Below are 14,354 nucleotides of genomic sequence, written 5' to 3'. Positions count from 1 at the left end.
CTCCGCGTTCCTTGCGGCGAGGGGCCGGCCACGGCCCGGCGATGTGCGGCCGTGACCGGAACCCGTGAGACACCGCAGCGTTGATGAGGGGGTTCAGCACGGGAGGCCGACGGCATCGCACGCCAGCGCCGGGGTTCAGGGACCAGGCGCAAGCGAAACGGCGGGTGCAGGTGAACTCTAGATCAGGGAAGGGCGGTCAGGGGGAGGTTGAGGTGGGGGATCGATGGAGCGGTGGGCTGAAGCGGAGCGCCGCCCGGCCCACCCTACGCCGCACCTACGCCCATCCTGTGCCCAGGCGGGAACGAGAACGGGGCCCGTGGGCCCCGTTTTTCGTAGCGAGTGGTGGATCAGTCGATGCTGACCACCTTGGCGAGGACGATCTTCGGGCCCTTCATCTTCTTGACGATGATGCGCAGCCCTTCGGTCTCCAGCACTTCCTCTTCCTCGGGGACGCGGTTGAGGGTTTCGTAGATCAGGCCGGCGAGGGTGTCCGCCTCGACGTGGTCGAGGTCGATGCCCAGCAGGCGCTCCATCTTGAACAGCGGGGTGTCGCCACGCACCAGCAGCTTGCCGGGCTGGTAGGCGAGGATGCCGCGTTCGGTCTTGCGGTGTTCGTCCTGGATATCGCCGACCAGCACTTCGAGCACGTCTTCCATGGTCAGGAAGCCGACCACCTTGCCGTCGGCCTCCTCGACCAGGGCGAAGTGCGCGCCACCCTGGCGGAACTGCTCCAGCAGGCGCGACAGCGGCATGTGCTTGGTGACGCGCTCCACCGGGCGGGTCAGCTCTCCGAGGTCGAAGGATTCGGGGAGGCTGTCCAGGGCGGAGAGGGCCAGGAGCAGGTCCTTGATGTGCAGCACGCCGATGAACTCGCCGGTCTGGGCGTTGTGCACCGGGTAGCGGCTGTACTTGTGGCGACGGATCACGCTGAGGATGTCGGCCAGCGGCGCGTCGTGCTCCAGGTAGATCAGGTCTTCGCGGGAGTTGGCCCAGTCGACCACTTCCAGTTCGCCCATCTCCACGGCGGAGGCGAGTACGCGCATGTCCTGGTCGCTGGGGTCGCGGGCGCGGCTGGAGTGGAGGATCAGCTTGAGCTCGTCGCGGCTGTAGTGGTGCTCGTGGTGCGGGCCGGGCTCGCCCTGGCCGGCGATGCGCAGGATGGCGTTGGCGCTGGCGTTGAGCAGCCAGATGGCCGGGTACATCAGCCAGTAGAAGAGGTACAGCGGCACCGCCGTCCACAGCGACAGCAACTCGGGTTTGCGGATGGCCCAGGATTTGGGCGCCAGCTCGCCGACCACGATGTGCAGGTAGGAAATGATGAAGAAGGCGGTGAAGAAGGAGATGCCGTGGGCCAGCTTCTCCGACTCGATGCCGAAGGCGCTGAGCAGCGGGCCGAGCAGGTGGGCGAAGGCCGGTTCGCCGACCCAGCCGAGGCCGAGGGACGCGAGGGTGATGCCCAGCTGGCAGGCCGAGAGGTAGGCGTCCAGCTGGTTGTGCACGGTGCGCAGGATGCTGCCCCGCCAGCCGTGCTTGTCGGCGATGGCTTCGACGCGGGTGGCGCGCAGCTTGACCATGGCGAACTCGGCGGCCACGAAGAAACCGTTGAGCACGACGAGGAACAGGGCGAACAGAACGAGGCCGAAGTCGGCGAAATAGGAAGACAGTGAACTAGCGGGGGACGGGTCCATTGGGGGCTTTGGTCAGCGAATGATCGGCTAAGGGTGAGGGCTGGGACCGCAGTTTGCAAGACGCCGGGCCCTGTCCGGGCCCGGTGCCGCGTTCAAGCGCGCGGCGCGACCTGGCTGGGCGGGAAATGGCAGGTGAAGGTGCTGCCGTGGTTGAGCACCGAGCTGATGTCGAGGCGGCCGCGGTGGCGGATCAGCACGTGCTTGACGATGGCCAGGCCCAGGCCGGTGCCGCCGGTGTTGCTGGCGCGGCTGGAGTCGACCCGGTAGAAGCGCTCGGTGAGGCGCGGCAGGTGCTTGCTCTCGATGCCGATGCCGGAGTCCTGCACCGCCAGGTGCGCGCCCAGTTCGTCGCCCCACCAGCGGATGCGCACGTCGCCGCCATCGGGGGTGTACTTGACGGCGTTGAACACCAGGTTGGAGAAGGCGCTGCGCAACTCGGCCTCGCTGCCGCGCAGCTGGTAGCTGGCGTCGGCTTCGAGGGTGATCCTGTGCTGGCGGCTGCCGGACAGGGCGACGGCATCGTTGCGGATGCTCTGCAGCAGGGTGTCGACGGCGATGGGCTGGTTGTCCGAGGGGTAGTCGGTGGCTTCCAGCTTGGCCAGCAGCAGCAGGTCGTTGAGCAGGTTCTGCATGCGCCCGGCCTGGGAATTCATCTGCTGCAGGGCGCGGGTCCAGCGGGGGTTCACGTCCTCGACGTTGTCCAGCAGGGTTTCCAGGTAGCCGGCGATCACCGTCAGCGGGGTGCGCAGCTCGTGGGAGACGTTGGCGACGAAGTCCTTGCGCATCTGTTCCAGCTGGTGGATGCGGGTGACGTCGCGCACCAGCATCAGGTGCTCGCGGTTGCCGTACTGGGTGATGTGGAACTGCAGGCGCAGGCGGTCGTTGACCGGTGACGGCAGGTCGAGGGACTCGCGGTAGTTTTCCTGCTCGAAGTATTCCTTGAAGCGCGGGTGGCGGATCAGGTTGGTCACCGGCTGGCCGCTGTCCTGGGGCGTCTTCAGGCCCAGCAGGTTTTCCGCGGCGCGGTTCCACCAGTCGAGGTTGCCCTCGCTGTCGAGCATGACCACGGCGTCCTTGAGGGCGGCGGTGGATTCCTGCACGCGGTCGATCACCGCTTGCAGGCGGCCGCGCACGCGCTGATCACGGCGTTGCAGGTGATAGATGCTGTCGAACACTTCGCCCCAGAGGCCGTAGCCATCCGGCGGCGGCTCGTCGGGTTTGTGTTCCTTGAGCCACTTGTGCAGGCGCAGGAGCTGGCTGAGGGTCCAGCCGAGGTAGCCACCGAGGCCGACGGCCAGGGCCCAGCCGTATTCGCCGGAGAGGGCTCCGGCGATCAGGCAGACGGCTAGCAGGAGGAGCAAACGGCGGATTACGGCGCGACGCCAGTCCTGGTTCAACGGGTGCGTCCTTGTGCGGGGTCAGCCTTTGGTGGAGAAACGATAGCCGGTGCCGCGTACCGTCTGCACCAGGTTTTCGTAGGCGTCGCCCAGCGCCTTGCGCAGGCGGCGGATGTGTACGTCGACGGTGCGCTCCTCGACATAGACGTTGCCGCCCCAGACCTGGTCCAGCAGCTGGCCACGGGTGTAGGCGCGCTCCTGGTGGGTCATGAAGAACTGCAGCAGGCGGTACTCGGTGGGGCCCATCTCGGCGGGCTTGCCGTCGATGGTCACGCGGTGGCTGATGGGGTCCAGCAGCAGGCCGCGGATTTCGATCGGCGCTTCGCTGTCGGTGGGGCCGGCGCGACGCAGCACGGCCTTGAGGCGGGCCACCAGCTCGCGGGGCGAGAAGGGCTTGGTGATGTAGTCGTCGGCGCCGACTTCCAGGCCCTGGATCTTGTTGTCCTCTTCGCCCTTGGCGGTGAGCATGATGATCGGGATGTCGCCGGTCAGCTCATCTCGCTTCAGGCGCCGGGCCAGCTCGATGCCGGAGGTGCCGGGAAGCATCCAGTCGAGGAGGATCAGGTCGGGTTTGCGGTCGACGATGATGGCGTGCGCCTGCTGGGTGTTCTCCGCTTCCAGGCACTCGTAGCCGGCCATTTCCAGGGCTACCGCGATCATTTCGCGGATGGGCGCTTCGTCGTCGACTATCAGGATGTTCTTGCCAACCATGTATCCGCCTCGGGTCGCTTGTTCAGCTGGTTTGCGCGCATTAGATAACGGAATTATTGCAGCTATATGACACCGGCATGTAGCGGGATGGCCTCGCCCGGGCAGCGACGGGCGGCGCGCCGGCCTCGACTATGCTCAACGGGCCACCGGCGCACAGCCGGAGCCGGCCTGACGCGATGCCCTGCCAGGGCACCGGCTGCCTGCCCGCCGCACCCCGTCCCGGGTCGGTGGTTGCCGGGCCGAAGCGGACCCTTGCGAGGAGAAATGCGATGAGCAGAACTTATCCACAGGCGCTGGCCATGCTGGCTGGCGCGTTGCTGTCCTGGCCGTTGCTGGCGGCAGAACCGGCGATGGAGAAGGACGGCATGCTGGTGGATCACCAGGGCATGACGCTGTACACCTTCGACAAGGACGCCATGGGCATGTCCCACTGCAGCGGCGAATGCGCGAAGAACTGGCCGCCGCTGATGGCCGAGGCCGGCGCCAAGGCCGAGGGTAAGTGGAGCCTGGTCAAGCGCGATGACGGCACCAGCCAGTGGGCCTACGACGGCAAACCGCTCTACACCTTCATCATGGACAAGAAGGCCGGCGACAAGACCGGCGACGGCAAGATGCAGGTCTGGCACCTGGCCAAGCCCTGAGCCTGCCCCTGCACCCGCGACCCGCGTTGCGCTGGCTCAGCGCAGCGCGTAGTCGGCCACCAGGCCGATGAAGATCGCCATCCCCGCCCAGTGGTTGTGCAGGAAGGCCTTGAAGCAGGCCTGCGGGTCCCGCGTGCGCGTGCTCCAGGATTCCCAGGCGAAGCAGGCGGCGGCGCCGAGCAGGCCGAGGTGGAACCACAGGCCCAGCTCGAAGCGGCTGCCGGCCAGGAGCAGGCACAGCAGCGCCAGGCCCTGGAGGGTGGCGATGATGATGCGGTCGGCGTCGCCGAAGAGGATGGCGGTGGATTTCACTCCGATCTTCAGGTCGTCCTCGCGGTCGGTCATCGCGTAGTAGGTGTCGTAGGCCACGGTCCACAGCAGGTTGGCGATGTACAGCAGCCAGGCCGCTGCCGGCAGCTCGCCGGTCTCGGCGGTGAAGGCCATGGGCATGCCCCAGGAGAAGGCCGCGCCGAGCACCACCTGGGGGTAGAAGGTGTAGCGCTTCATGAAGGGGTAGCAGGCGGCCAGGGCCAGGCCGCCGAAGGACAGCCAGATGGTGGTGGCGTTGGTCAGCAGCACCAGGCCGAAACTGAGGGCCACCAGCACGGCGAAGAACACCAGCGCCTCGCGCGGCTTGATCGCGCCGCTGGCCAGGGGCCGGGCCTTGGTGCGGTTGACGTGGCCGTCGAAGTTGCGGTCGGCGTAGTCGTTGATCACGCAGCCGGCGGCGCGCATCAGCACCACGCCGACGACGAACACCAGCACGTTCTTCAGGCTCGGGCGGCCCTCACCGGCGACCCACAGCGCCCAGAGGGTGGGCCAGAGCAGCAGGTAGATGCCGATGGGCTTGTCCATGCGCGTCAGCTGGATGAAGTCCCAGGCGCGGGGGTGCAGGCGGTTGAGCGATTGCAGGAGCTTGAGGTACATCGGCGGTCTCCGCTGGGCGTGGGCGGATTATAGGGTTTCGATGCCGGCGTGCTGCCACAGGGTTGGCAGGAATATCTCGGCCACCAGCACCGCCAGCTCGCCACGGCGGAAGCAGGAGCGACGCCCCCATAGGCGTTCGGCGCGCACCTCGGCGGGCAACCAGGCAGCGGGATAGCGGGTGACTTCGATGGTGCCGCGGGCGAAGGCGCGGTCACTGAACAGCAGCTCGCCGAGGGAGCGGCTGCCCAGCTCGCCCAGGGCCAGGCCGGAGCCTTCCAGGGCGCTGCGGGCCGCCACGCTGCGGGCGAATACCCAGGCTTCGCCGTGCCCGCGCAGGTAGACCTCGCGGACCCAGCCCTGGCTGCCGTCGGGCACGCCGAGGGCGATGCATTCGTCATTGCGCAGCACCTGCCAGCCTTCCACCAGCGGGGTGACGCTGAAGGCGTCGGCCGAGAGGGCGGTGAGGCGGCGGGTCAGCGAGCCCTGGTCGAACAGCCAGTCACGCAGGCCGGCGGCGGGCGCGGGATGCAGTTGCGTGGCGCTGAGCCAGCGGGGCGGATGGGCGAGGGCGGCGTCTGGCACGATGGTCCTGGCGGTTTGGGCGGCGCGGGAGTCTAACACGGCGCCAGGGGCGTTTCGTGGGGCGGCGGGTTGCCGCAGGCGGGCTTCATCCCGTCGCCCGGCGTCTTGGCGCTGTGCCGCGTTTGGTATAGGTTGCGCGCCAAACCGTGAGTTCCGCCGAGGACGATAATGAAAAAGTGGCAATGCGTGGTCTGTGGTCTGATCTATGACGAATCCCAGGGCTGGCCGGATGACGGCATCGCCGCGGGTACCCGCTGGGAAGACGTGCCGGCCGACTGGCTGTGCCCCGACTGCGGCGTCGGCAAGCTGGACTTCGAGATGATCGAAATCGGCTGATCCCTCCCGGGCCCCCACGTTCTGTGGCGGGCCCGTATCCCCTGCTTCCGGCCCGCGTGGCTGAAGAAGCGCTCCAGGCCCTCGCCCTGCTTGCCCACCGCGAAGCCTCGGGTTCATCGACGCCCATGGTGTCTCCTTTCTTACCGCCACCCGAGCCCAACCTCCGTCGGGCGGGCCGCGCCAAGCCTTGGCGAGGGGTTCGCAATTGGAGTAGGGTCTCAACGGTTTTTCCGCCGGGCGGAGGTGCTTATGCGCAAGTGGCAATGCGTGGTTTGCGGCTTCATCTACGACGAGGCCCAGGGCCTGCCGGAAGAGGGCATCGCCCCGGGCACGCGCTGGGAAGACATCCCCCCGGACTGGGTCTGCCCCGATTGCGGCGTGGGCAAGGTCGACTTCGAGATGATCGAGATCGCCTGATCCGCGACAACCCCCGATATTCAGCGACGGCCCGTGGGCCGTCGCGTCGTTTTGCAGCTGAGGAGTGAGTAATGAGTGCACCCGTGGTGATAGTCGGGACCGGCCTGGCCGGCTACAACCTGGCCAAGGAATTCCGCAAGCTGGATGGCGAAACCCCGCTGTTGCTGATCAGCGCCGACGACGGCCGCTCCTACTCCAAGCCGATGCTGTCCACCGGCTTCGGCAAGAACAAGGACGCCGACGGCCTGGCCATGGCCGAAGCCGGTGCCATGGCCGACCAGCTGAAGGCCGAGATCCGCACCCATACCCGCATCACCGGCATCGACGCGGGCCACCGTCGTCTGTGGATAGGCGAGGAGGCGGTGGAGTACCGCGACCTGGTGCTGGCCTGGGGCGCCGAGGTGATCCGCGTGCCGGTGGAAGGCGACGCCGAAGACGCGGTGTTCCCGATCAACGACCTCGAAGACTACGCCCGCTTCCGCGTGGCGGCGGCGGGCAAGAAGCGCGTGCTGATCCTCGGTGCCGGCCTGATCGGTTGCGAGTTCGCCAACGACCTGACCCTGGGTGGCTTCGAAGTGGAGCTCGTGGCCCCCTGCGAGCAGGTCATGCCCGGCCTGCTGCACCCGGCGGCCGCAGCGGCGGTACAGGCCGGCCTCGAAGGCCTGGGCACGCGCTTCCACCTGGGCCCGGTGCTGGCCAGCCTCAACCACGCTGGTGACGGCCTGGACGCGCACCTGTCCGATGGCACCCGCATCGCCTGTGATCTGGTGATCTCGGCGGTCGGCCTGCGCCCGCGCATCGCCCTGGCCGCCGCGGCCGGGCTGGATGTGAATCGCGGGGTGATGGTGGACCGCCACCTGAAGACCTCCCACGCCAACGTCTACGCCCTGGGCGATTGCGCCGAAGTGGATGGCATCAACCTGCTTTATGTGATGCCGCTGATGGCCTGTGCCCGTGCCCTGGCGCAGACCCTGGCGGGCAATGCCACGGCGGTGAGCTACGGGCCGATGCCGGTGACGGTGAAGACCCCGGCCTGCCCCTTGGTGGTATCGCCGCCGCCCCGTGGCACGGAGGGGGCCTGGAGCGTGGAGGGCTCTGGCGCCGACATCAAGGCGCTGTGCCGCGATGCCGGCGGCCGCCTGCTGGGCTACGCCCTGACCGGCGCGGCGGTGCAGGAGAAGCTGGCCCTGAACCGTGAACTGCCTCCCCTGCTGGCGTGAATCGCCGGCCTTCTGTCGGAATAGTCCTCGGGTTCGCGTCCAAAACTGTCGGACAACACTGGCGCGGCCCTTTGCAGCATGCCATCCTCCCTCTGGTCTGCCGCAGCGCAGAGCTGTTGCGGCGCCTTGGGCGCTGTTCTGGATGAACAGCACGGACACAAAAACAACAAACCGTCAAAGAGGCATCTATGCGTAAACCGGAACTCGCCGCCGCCATCGCCGAAAAGGCCGATCTCACCAAGGATCAGGCCAATCGTGTACTCAACGCCGTTCTCGAAGAAATCACCAGCGCGCTGAACCGCAAGGACAGTGTGACCCTGGTCGGTTTCGGCACCTTCCTGCAGCGCCATCGCGGTGCTCGCACTGGCAAGAACCCCCAGACCGGTCAACCGGTCAAGATCAAGGCCAGCAACACCGTTGCCTTCAAGCCGGGCAAGTCCCTGAAGGACGCGGTCAACTAAGGCCATGGACGCCCGGGGCCGCCAGGCTCCGGGCGTGATCTGACAGCCCTTTCACCCATCCCAAGTCTGGCTGTAGTCCCGCTCGCAAACCGCTACAATGCGCCGCCGTTCCATTTTCAGCCGAGGCTCGTGCGCATGAAATTCCGTCTTCTACTCTGGATGCTGGGCCGCCTGATGGCCAAGGCCAGCCGTGACAACGCCGCTTTTCAGGAGCAGCTCGCCGGCAAGGACCTGGTGTTTCAGTTGCATACCCTGGACGGCAAGGTCGCGCGGCATTTCATCGTCAAGGACCAGCGTGTGACCAGCAAGCGCGGCACCGCCGAGGCTCCGGCCTTCGCCATCGGCTTCAAGGATGGTGCCTACGGTTTCGCCACCATGAACGCCAAGAACAAGCAGCTGGCCTTCATGCAGGGCATCCAGAACAAGGACATCCAGATCCAGGGCAACCCGGCGCTGGTGATCTGGTTCCAGGGCCTGACCAAGTACCTGGTGCCGAAGAAGAAAGCCGCCGCCAAAAAGGCTGCCTGATCCGCATTCGGTCGCTGCGCTGCTGGTCGGCGCGCGGCCCTTTCGCTAGGCTGATCCGTGTGTGCCCTTCTCTGTCGAGGGCGCTCGTCCTGACGGAATCCAGTCCATGCGCGCCCTTCTCGCTCTTCCGCTGCTGCTTGGCAGCCTCGCCGCCTTTGCGGCCCCGAAACCCGATGATCTGACCAAGGCCTTCGAACTGGCCGGTGTGCGCCTGCTCTGCGAGCAGAGCGGGCCGCTGTTGCAGCGCAGCGCGCCGGAGCGTTACCTGAAGCAGCTGAACAAGGCCTTCGAAGCCGATGCCATGTGCCGTGACCTCGCCAGCGCCATTGCGCCGAAAGTGAGTGCCGAGCAGCTCGCCCAGGTGGAGGCGGCCCTCGACAGCCCCCTGGCGCAGCGCTTCACCGCCGCCGAGCGCGATGTGGGTGAAGGCCTGGCCGCCTACCGCACCCAACTGGCCGACAAGCCGCCCCGGGCCGATCGGCTGGGGCTGGTGCGCCGGCTCGACAAGGCCGCACGGACCACCGACCTGGCGTCCTTGCTGCGCTATGAGGTGGGCAAGACCCTGGCCATGCTGACCCTGCGCCAGCGCGGCGAGAAGATCAGCGAGAAGGCCCTGGCCGAGCAGACCGCCAAGCAGGCCGAAGGCATCCGCGCCAGCAGCGAGCAGGCGGTGGAGTCCTTCATGCTCTATGCCTACCGGCAGATGCCCAGCGACCAGGTACAGGCTTACGCGGAGCTCTACGAGCGCCCGGCGGTCAAGCAGCTGCTGGCATTGAGCCTGGAGGCCTTCCCCGGTGTCTTCGCCAAGCGCCGGGCGTTGTTGAAGTAGTGCGGGACGGGCTGCGGGGTGCAGCCATGGAACTGAACCCATGAAAAAGGGGCCGCGAGGCCCCTTTTCTACAACCGCTTCACGCCACTCAGTGGGGCGTGAACTGGGAAGCCAGTTCGCGCAGTGCGGCTTCGGCTTCCAGCACCTTGCTCACCGATTCCTCGGCCTTGTCGCGGGAGAGGCCCAGGCGCTCGAACAGCTCGTCAGGGATTTCCTCCACCGGGCCGGTACCGATGCCACGGGAGCGCAGCAGGCTGACCGCCAGGCACACCAGGTTCGGGTAGGCGGCATGGTCGCCGTCGTAGTGCGGGTCGTGCTGGAAGCGCAGGCTGGTGGCCAGTTCTTCGGGCATGTCCCAGAAGCGCATCAGCCAGCTGCCGATCTGCTCGCGGGTGATGCCCAGCAGGTGCTGCTCGACATAGCCGTGGGCCAGGTGCGGGTTGACCTCCAGGTGGCGGCAGATCAGCGAGAAGTGCGGCGGGAAGACATGGGCCAGCACCAGGTAGCCGAAGTTGTGCAGCAGGCCGCCGAGGTAGGTCAGGCCGGCTTCGGGACGCTGGGCGCGGGGAATGGCGCGGGTCAGGCCTTCGATCACTGCAGCGGTGTAGATCGCCTGGTGCCAGTAGGGCGTGGCGTGCTGCGGCTGTTCGCGCGGTAGGCTGAGGGTCTTGCCCAGGGCCAGGCCGAGGGCCAGGTTGATCACCAGGTCGAAGCCCAGCACGCGGACGATGGCGTCTTCCACCGAGCGGATCTTGCCGGGGGCCGCGTAGTAGGGCGACGCGGCCCAGCTCACCACCTGGGCGGCCAGGGCCGGGTCGGTTTCGACCACGCCGGTGATGTCGTCGACGGTGGCGTTGGGATCGACCCGCAGCTTGATGATCTTTTGCGCGGTTTCCGGCAGCGGCGGAATCTCGATGGTTTCCTCGAGGCGCTGCTGGATGCGGCGGGCGGTGAAGGCCTGGACCGCCTGGGTGATTTCGGCGCGGTCGTCGTCAGGGCGATCGAGGTTGAGGCGGATGCTGCTCAGCGGCACGCCGAAACGGGCAGCGCTGGCCTTGCTGAGCAGCTGGCGGAAGTCTTCGGCGGCCAGTTCCAGCAACACGCCGGCGTGCCCGGACTCGATCAGCAGCAGCGGCTCCTGCAGCAGGCGCTCGTCGTACAGGCAGGGCGAGCTGGTCAGCGGCGGCAGGGCCGGCAGGGTGTTGAGGTCGTGCTTGCCGAGCATGCGGTCGAAGCGCTCCGGCTTCACGGCCACCAGCTTGCGCCCGGTCAGTTCGGCGAGGCGGTTGAGGTCCAGCAACTGGTTGCGCGGGTAGAACACCAGCAGGGTGCCGACGGCGTCTTCCAGCAGAACTGCCTGTACGCGGCGGGCCGGCTCCAGGGAGGGCTCTTCGAGGCGTATCTGGTAGGGCAGGCCCAGCTTGTCCAGCAATTGCAGGATCACCGACGGGGCTTGGGGTTCTGTATCTGGAGCGAGAGCGACTTCGGTCATGGGTAGCATCCAGCGAAAAAACGACTGCCCGGAGTATAACGAGCGGCCTGGGTGACTGATGGGTCAGGCGACCAGCGCAGTGTGCGCTGCGTCACACTTGACCGTATTGCTGGCCGTGTCGCAACCAGCGCTCCAATAACGGACTCACATGCTGCGGCCAGCGTTCCATCAAGGCTTGCGCGGCGTCGCGCACCGCCGGCAGCAGGTCGGCGTCGCGCATCAGGTCGGCAACCTTGAACTGCAGCAGCCCGGTCTGCCGGATGCCGAGCATTTCGCCGGGGCCGCGCAGTTCCAGGTCCTTCTCGGCGATGACGAAGCCATCGCTGGTTTCACGCATGATGCCCAGGCGCTCGCGTCCGAGCTGTGACAGCGGCGGGTGATAGAGCAGCACGCAGTGGCTGGCGGCGCTGCCCCGCCCGACACGCCCGCGCAGCTGGTGCAGCTGGGCGAGGCCGAGGCGTTCGGGGTTCTCGATGATCATCAGGCTGGAGTTGGGCACGTCGACGCCCACCTCGATGACGGTGGTGGCGACCAGCAGTTGCAGCTTGCCTTCCTTGAACTCGTTCATCACCGCCGCTTTTTCCGGTGCTTTCATGCGGCCGTGGATCAGCCCCACGCGCAGCTCGCCGAGGGCGGAAGACAGCTCTTCGAAGGTGGTTTCCGCCGCCTGGCAGGTGAGCTCTTCGGATTCTTCGATCAGGGTGCAGACCCAATAGGCCTGGCGGCCTTCCTGGCAGGCGGCGCGAACGCGTTCGATCACTTCGATGCGACGGTTGTCGGCCACCAGCACGGTGTTCACCGGCGTACGCCCGGGGGGCAGCTCGTCGAGGATCGAGGTGTCGAGGTCGGCGTAGGCGCTCATGGCCAGCGTTCGCGGGATGGGCGTGGCGGTCATGATCAGCTGGTGCGGGCTGAGGCGGCCGTCGATGCCCTTCTTGCGCAGGGCCAGGCGCTGCTGCACGCCGAAGCGGTGCTGTTCGTCGATGATCACCAGGGCCAGGCGCTTGAACTGCACCTCGTCCTGGAACAGCGCATGGGTGCCGACCACCATGGGGGTGCCGGCGGCGATCTGCTCCAGCGCGGCGGCCCGGGCCTTGCCCTTGAGCTTGCCGGCGAGCCAGGCGACCTCGATGCCCAGCGGCTGCAGCCACTTGCTGAAGTTGAGGAAGTGCTGCTCGGCGAGGATCTCGGTGGGCGCCATCAGGGCGACCTGGTAGCCGGCCTCCAGGGCCTGCAGGGCGGCCAGGGCCGCGACCACCGTCTTGCCGGCGCCGACGTCGCCCTGCACCAGGCGCAGCATGGGCTCGGGCTGGGCGAGGTCGTAGGCGATTTCGGCGCCGACCCGTTGCTGGGCGCCGGTGGGCGTGAAGCCGAGATTCGCCAGGTAGCGCTGCGGCAGCTTCTTCGCAGGCGGCAGTTGTGGTGCCTGCTGGGCGCGCTGGGTTTCCCGCAGGCGCTGCAGGGAGAGCTGGTGGGTGAGCAGCTCTTCGAAGGCGAGGCGGTGCTGGGCCCAGTGCTGGCCTTCGGCGAGTTCGTCGAGGTCGGCGTCCGGCGGCGGCCGGTGCAGGTAGCGGATGGCTTCGTCCAGCGGGCCCAGGCGGTAGTCGCGGGCCAGCTCCTCCGGCAGCCAGTCCGGTAGGCTCTCTGGCCCCAGGCGCGCCAGGGCCAGCTGGCTGAGCTGGCGCAGGCGCTGCTGGGTCAGGCCTTCGGTGGTTGGGTAGATGGGCGTCAGGGTCTGCTCCACCGGGGCCGGTTCCTCGCCATTCAGCGCGCGGTACTCGGGGTGGTAGATCTCCAGGCCCGAGGCGCCGGGGCGGGCTTCGCCGTAGCAGCGCAGCTGGGTGCCGCGCTTGAGGCCTTCCTTCTGCGCATTGCTGAAGTGGTAGAAGCGCAGGCTGAGCGCGCCGGTGCCGTCGTGCAGGCGTACCAGCAGGCTGCGGCGCTTGCCCATGACCACGTCGGCGCCGGTGACGGTGCCTTCGACCACCGCGTCCTGGCCCGGGCGCAGGGCGCCGATGGGCACCACGCGGGTGCGGTCCTGGTAGCGCAGCGGGAGGTGGAAGAGGATGTCCTGAAGGTTTTCCAGGCCGACCTTGGCGAGCTTTTCCGCCAGGGCGTCACCGACGCCCTTGAGCACGGTGACGGGGACTTGCGCGAGCTCGGTCATGCCGGTTGCGGTTCGGCCTGTGCCTGCTCCGGACGTGCGACCGAGCAAAGGCGGATGGAGTCGGCCAGTACTTCGATGGCGCGCGGGCGCGGGAAGCTGGCGCGCCAGGCGATGGCGACGGTGCGGAACGGCACCGGCGGCGTCAGCGGGCGGATCTCGATCACGCCGGGGGCGTAGTGGTGGCTGTCGACGGCGGAGAACGGCAGGATCGATACGCCGAGGCCGGAGGCGACCATGTGGCGGATGGTTTCCAGGGAGCTGGATTCGACCGTCGTGTGCTTGGCGCTGTCCTCGCCGCCCTTGCGCAGGGTGGGACAGGCTTCCAGCACCTGGTCGCGGAAGCAGTGGCCTTCGCCGAGCAGCAGCAGGCTCTTGTCGTTGAGCAGCTCGCTGTCGATGGTCTTCTTCGCCGTCCAGGGGTGGTTAGCCGGCAGCAGCACGTAGAAGGGTTCGTCGTAGAGCGGTTTGGTCAGTACATCGGCTTCGGCGAAAGGCAGCGCGATGATGATGGCATCCAGCTCGCCGGTGCGCAGCTTGTCGCGCAGCACGTGGGTGAAGTTTTCTTCGATGTACAGCGGCATCTGTGGTGCGACGCGATGCAGCTGGGGAATCAGGTGCGGGAACAGGTAGGGGCCGACGGTGTAGATGGCGCCGACCTTGAGCGGTGCGGTGAGCTGGTTCTTGCCGGCCTGGGCCAGTTCGCGGATGCCCTGGGCCTGTTCGAGGACCTTCTGCGCCTGGGTGACGATGCCCTCGCCGACCGGGGTCAGGCGCACGGCGCTCTTGCTGCGCTCGAAGATCAGCACGCCCAGCTCGTCCTCGAGCTTCTTCACACCCACCGACAGGGTCGGCTGGCTGACGTGGCAGCGTTCCGCTGCACGGCCGAAGTGCTGTTCCTGGGCGAGGGTGACGATGTAGCGCAGTTCGGTGAGGGTCATAGTCTTATTCCATTGGAGTG

Annotated in this window: 15 protein-coding genes; 7 read left to right on the top strand and 8 right to left on the bottom strand. The window is 67.4% G+C overall.

Annotation, left to right across the window (positions count from 1 at the left end; translation table 11 throughout):
* Positions 1-347 precede the first annotated feature (347 nt).
* The 3 genes from RTW82_RS02895 to phoB form a co-directional block, all read right to left on the bottom strand.
* The gene (locus RTW82_RS02895; RefSeq protein ID WP_263400306.1) at positions 348-1,688 is read right to left on the bottom strand and encodes a hemolysin family protein; all 1,341 of its coding nucleotides are present in this window, start codon (positions 1,686-1,688) and stop codon (positions 348-350) included.
* 92 nt (positions 1,689-1,780) lie between these two features.
* Complete coding sequence (gene phoR / locus RTW82_RS02890) at positions 1,781-3,085, bottom strand: phosphate regulon sensor histidine kinase PhoR (RefSeq protein ID WP_021218862.1); 1,305 nt, start codon at positions 3,083-3,085, stop codon at positions 1,781-1,783.
* A 21-nt stretch (positions 3,086-3,106) separates the two neighbouring features.
* Positions 3,107-3,796: a phosphate regulon transcriptional regulator PhoB gene (gene phoB / locus RTW82_RS02885; RefSeq protein WP_021218863.1), complete on the bottom strand. Its 690-nt coding sequence runs from the start codon at positions 3,794-3,796 to the stop codon at positions 3,107-3,109.
* A gap of 269 nt (positions 3,797-4,065) precedes the next feature.
* Here phoB and RTW82_RS02880 point away from each other — a divergent pair, with 269 nt between their 5' ends.
* Complete coding sequence (locus RTW82_RS02880; protein ID WP_316924184.1) at positions 4,066-4,437, top strand: hypothetical protein; 372 nt, start codon at positions 4,066-4,068, stop codon at positions 4,435-4,437.
* Between the two features lie 36 nt (positions 4,438-4,473).
* Here the strand turns inward: RTW82_RS02880 and ubiA are convergent, their stop codons facing one another.
* The gene (ubiA, locus tag RTW82_RS02875; protein WP_021218865.1) at positions 4,474-5,364 is read right to left on the bottom strand and encodes a 4-hydroxybenzoate octaprenyltransferase; all 891 of its coding nucleotides are present in this window, start codon (positions 5,362-5,364) and stop codon (positions 4,474-4,476) included.
* 27 nt (positions 5,365-5,391) lie between these two features.
* The gene (locus RTW82_RS02870) at positions 5,392-5,946 is read right to left on the bottom strand and encodes a chorismate--pyruvate lyase family protein (protein ID WP_316924183.1); all 555 of its coding nucleotides are present in this window, start codon (positions 5,944-5,946) and stop codon (positions 5,392-5,394) included.
* Positions 5,947-6,114: 168 nt separating this feature from the next.
* On the opposite strand from RTW82_RS02870, the gene RTW82_RS02865 reads away from it, so the two are divergent.
* The 6 genes from RTW82_RS02865 to RTW82_RS02840 all read left to right on the top strand — a co-directional run bounded on the left by RTW82_RS02865 (position 6,115) and on the right by RTW82_RS02840 (position 9,737).
* Positions 6,115-6,282: a rubredoxin gene (locus RTW82_RS02865; RefSeq protein ID WP_184488247.1), complete on the top strand. Its 168-nt coding sequence runs from the start codon at positions 6,115-6,117 to the stop codon at positions 6,280-6,282.
* Positions 6,283-6,531: 249 nt separating this feature from the next.
* Positions 6,532-6,699, top strand: a complete 168-nt coding sequence (locus RTW82_RS02860) for a rubredoxin (RefSeq protein ID WP_043240950.1) — start codon at positions 6,532-6,534, stop codon at positions 6,697-6,699.
* A gap of 71 nt (positions 6,700-6,770) precedes the next feature.
* Positions 6,771-7,919 carry an NAD(P)/FAD-dependent oxidoreductase gene (locus RTW82_RS02855; RefSeq protein ID WP_021218869.1) on the top strand — a complete coding sequence of 383 codons (1,149 nt, stop codon included), beginning with the start codon at positions 6,771-6,773 and terminating at the stop codon, positions 7,917-7,919.
* Between the two features lie 188 nt (positions 7,920-8,107).
* Positions 8,108-8,380 carry an HU family DNA-binding protein gene (locus RTW82_RS02850; protein ID WP_021218870.1) on the top strand — a complete coding sequence of 91 codons (273 nt, stop codon included), beginning with the start codon at positions 8,108-8,110 and terminating at the stop codon, positions 8,378-8,380.
* 135 nt (positions 8,381-8,515) lie between these two features.
* Positions 8,516-8,908 (top strand): hypothetical protein, encoded by a 393-nt coding sequence (locus RTW82_RS02845; RefSeq protein ID WP_031287521.1) that lies wholly within the window; start codon positions 8,516-8,518, stop codon positions 8,906-8,908.
* 106 nt (positions 8,909-9,014) lie between these two features.
* Positions 9,015-9,737: a hypothetical protein gene (locus tag RTW82_RS02840; RefSeq protein WP_263400312.1), complete on the top strand. Its 723-nt coding sequence runs from the start codon at positions 9,015-9,017 to the stop codon at positions 9,735-9,737.
* An 88-nt stretch (positions 9,738-9,825) separates the two neighbouring features.
* Here the strand turns inward: RTW82_RS02840 and RTW82_RS02835 are convergent, their stop codons facing one another.
* From RTW82_RS02835 to RTW82_RS02825, 3 genes are all read right to left on the bottom strand, one after another.
* On the bottom strand, positions 9,826-11,229 hold the full coding sequence (locus RTW82_RS02835; protein WP_316924182.1) for an aminoacyl-tRNA deacylase and HDOD domain-containing protein: 1,404 nt from the start codon (positions 11,227-11,229) through the stop codon (positions 9,826-9,828).
* 91 nt (positions 11,230-11,320) lie between these two features.
* Positions 11,321-13,396: an ATP-dependent DNA helicase RecG gene (gene recG, locus RTW82_RS02830; RefSeq protein WP_316924181.1), complete on the bottom strand. Its 2,076-nt coding sequence runs from the start codon at positions 13,394-13,396 to the stop codon at positions 11,321-11,323.
* Positions 13,393-14,334, bottom strand: coding sequence for a hydrogen peroxide-inducible genes activator (locus RTW82_RS02825; protein WP_021218904.1), 942 nt, complete (start codon positions 14,332-14,334; stop codon positions 13,393-13,395). Before RTW82_RS02825 ends, recG begins: the two co-directional genes overlap by 4 nt.
* Positions 14,335-14,354 lie beyond the last annotated feature (20 nt).

This window comes from Pseudomonas sp. zfem005, from assembly GCF_032621735.1.
GTDB lineage: Bacteria > Pseudomonadota > Gammaproteobacteria > Pseudomonadales > Pseudomonadaceae > Metapseudomonas > Metapseudomonas solani.
Note: the sequence above shows the minus strand (reverse complement) of the source record. Positions and strands in the feature narration are given on the sequence as shown.

Excerpts from the sequence above, each read along its gene's own strand:
- RTW82_RS02895 (WP_263400306.1), bottom strand. The coding sequence starts at position 1,688 with ATGGACCCGTCCCCCGCTAGTTCACTGTCTTCCTATTTCGCCGACTTC.
- phoB (WP_021218863.1), bottom strand. The coding sequence starts at position 3,796 with ATGGTTGGCAAGAACATCCTGATAGTCGACGACGAAGCGCCCATCCGC.
- RTW82_RS02880 (WP_316924184.1), top strand. The coding sequence starts at position 4,066 with ATGAGCAGAACTTATCCACAGGCGCTGGCCATGCTGGCTGGCGCGTTG.
- ubiA (WP_021218865.1), bottom strand. The coding sequence starts at position 5,364 with ATGTACCTCAAGCTCCTGCAATCGCTCAACCGCCTGCACCCCCGCGCC.
- RTW82_RS02865 (WP_184488247.1), top strand. The coding sequence starts at position 6,115 with ATGAAAAAGTGGCAATGCGTGGTCTGTGGTCTGATCTATGACGAATCC.
- RTW82_RS02860 (WP_043240950.1), top strand. The coding sequence starts at position 6,532 with ATGCGCAAGTGGCAATGCGTGGTTTGCGGCTTCATCTACGACGAGGCC.
- RTW82_RS02855 (WP_021218869.1), top strand. The coding sequence starts at position 6,771 with ATGAGTGCACCCGTGGTGATAGTCGGGACCGGCCTGGCCGGCTACAAC.
- RTW82_RS02850 (WP_021218870.1), top strand. The coding sequence starts at position 8,108 with ATGCGTAAACCGGAACTCGCCGCCGCCATCGCCGAAAAGGCCGATCTC.
- RTW82_RS02845 (WP_031287521.1), top strand. The coding sequence starts at position 8,516 with ATGAAATTCCGTCTTCTACTCTGGATGCTGGGCCGCCTGATGGCCAAG.
- RTW82_RS02840 (WP_263400312.1), top strand. The coding sequence starts at position 9,015 with ATGCGCGCCCTTCTCGCTCTTCCGCTGCTGCTTGGCAGCCTCGCCGCC.
- RTW82_RS02835 (WP_316924182.1), bottom strand. The coding sequence starts at position 11,229 with ATGACCGAAGTCGCTCTCGCTCCAGATACAGAACCCCAAGCCCCGTCG.
- recG (WP_316924181.1), bottom strand. The coding sequence starts at position 13,396 with ATGACCGAGCTCGCGCAAGTCCCCGTCACCGTGCTCAAGGGCGTCGGT.
- RTW82_RS02825 (WP_021218904.1), bottom strand. The coding sequence starts at position 14,334 with ATGACCCTCACCGAACTGCGCTACATCGTCACCCTCGCCCAGGAACAG.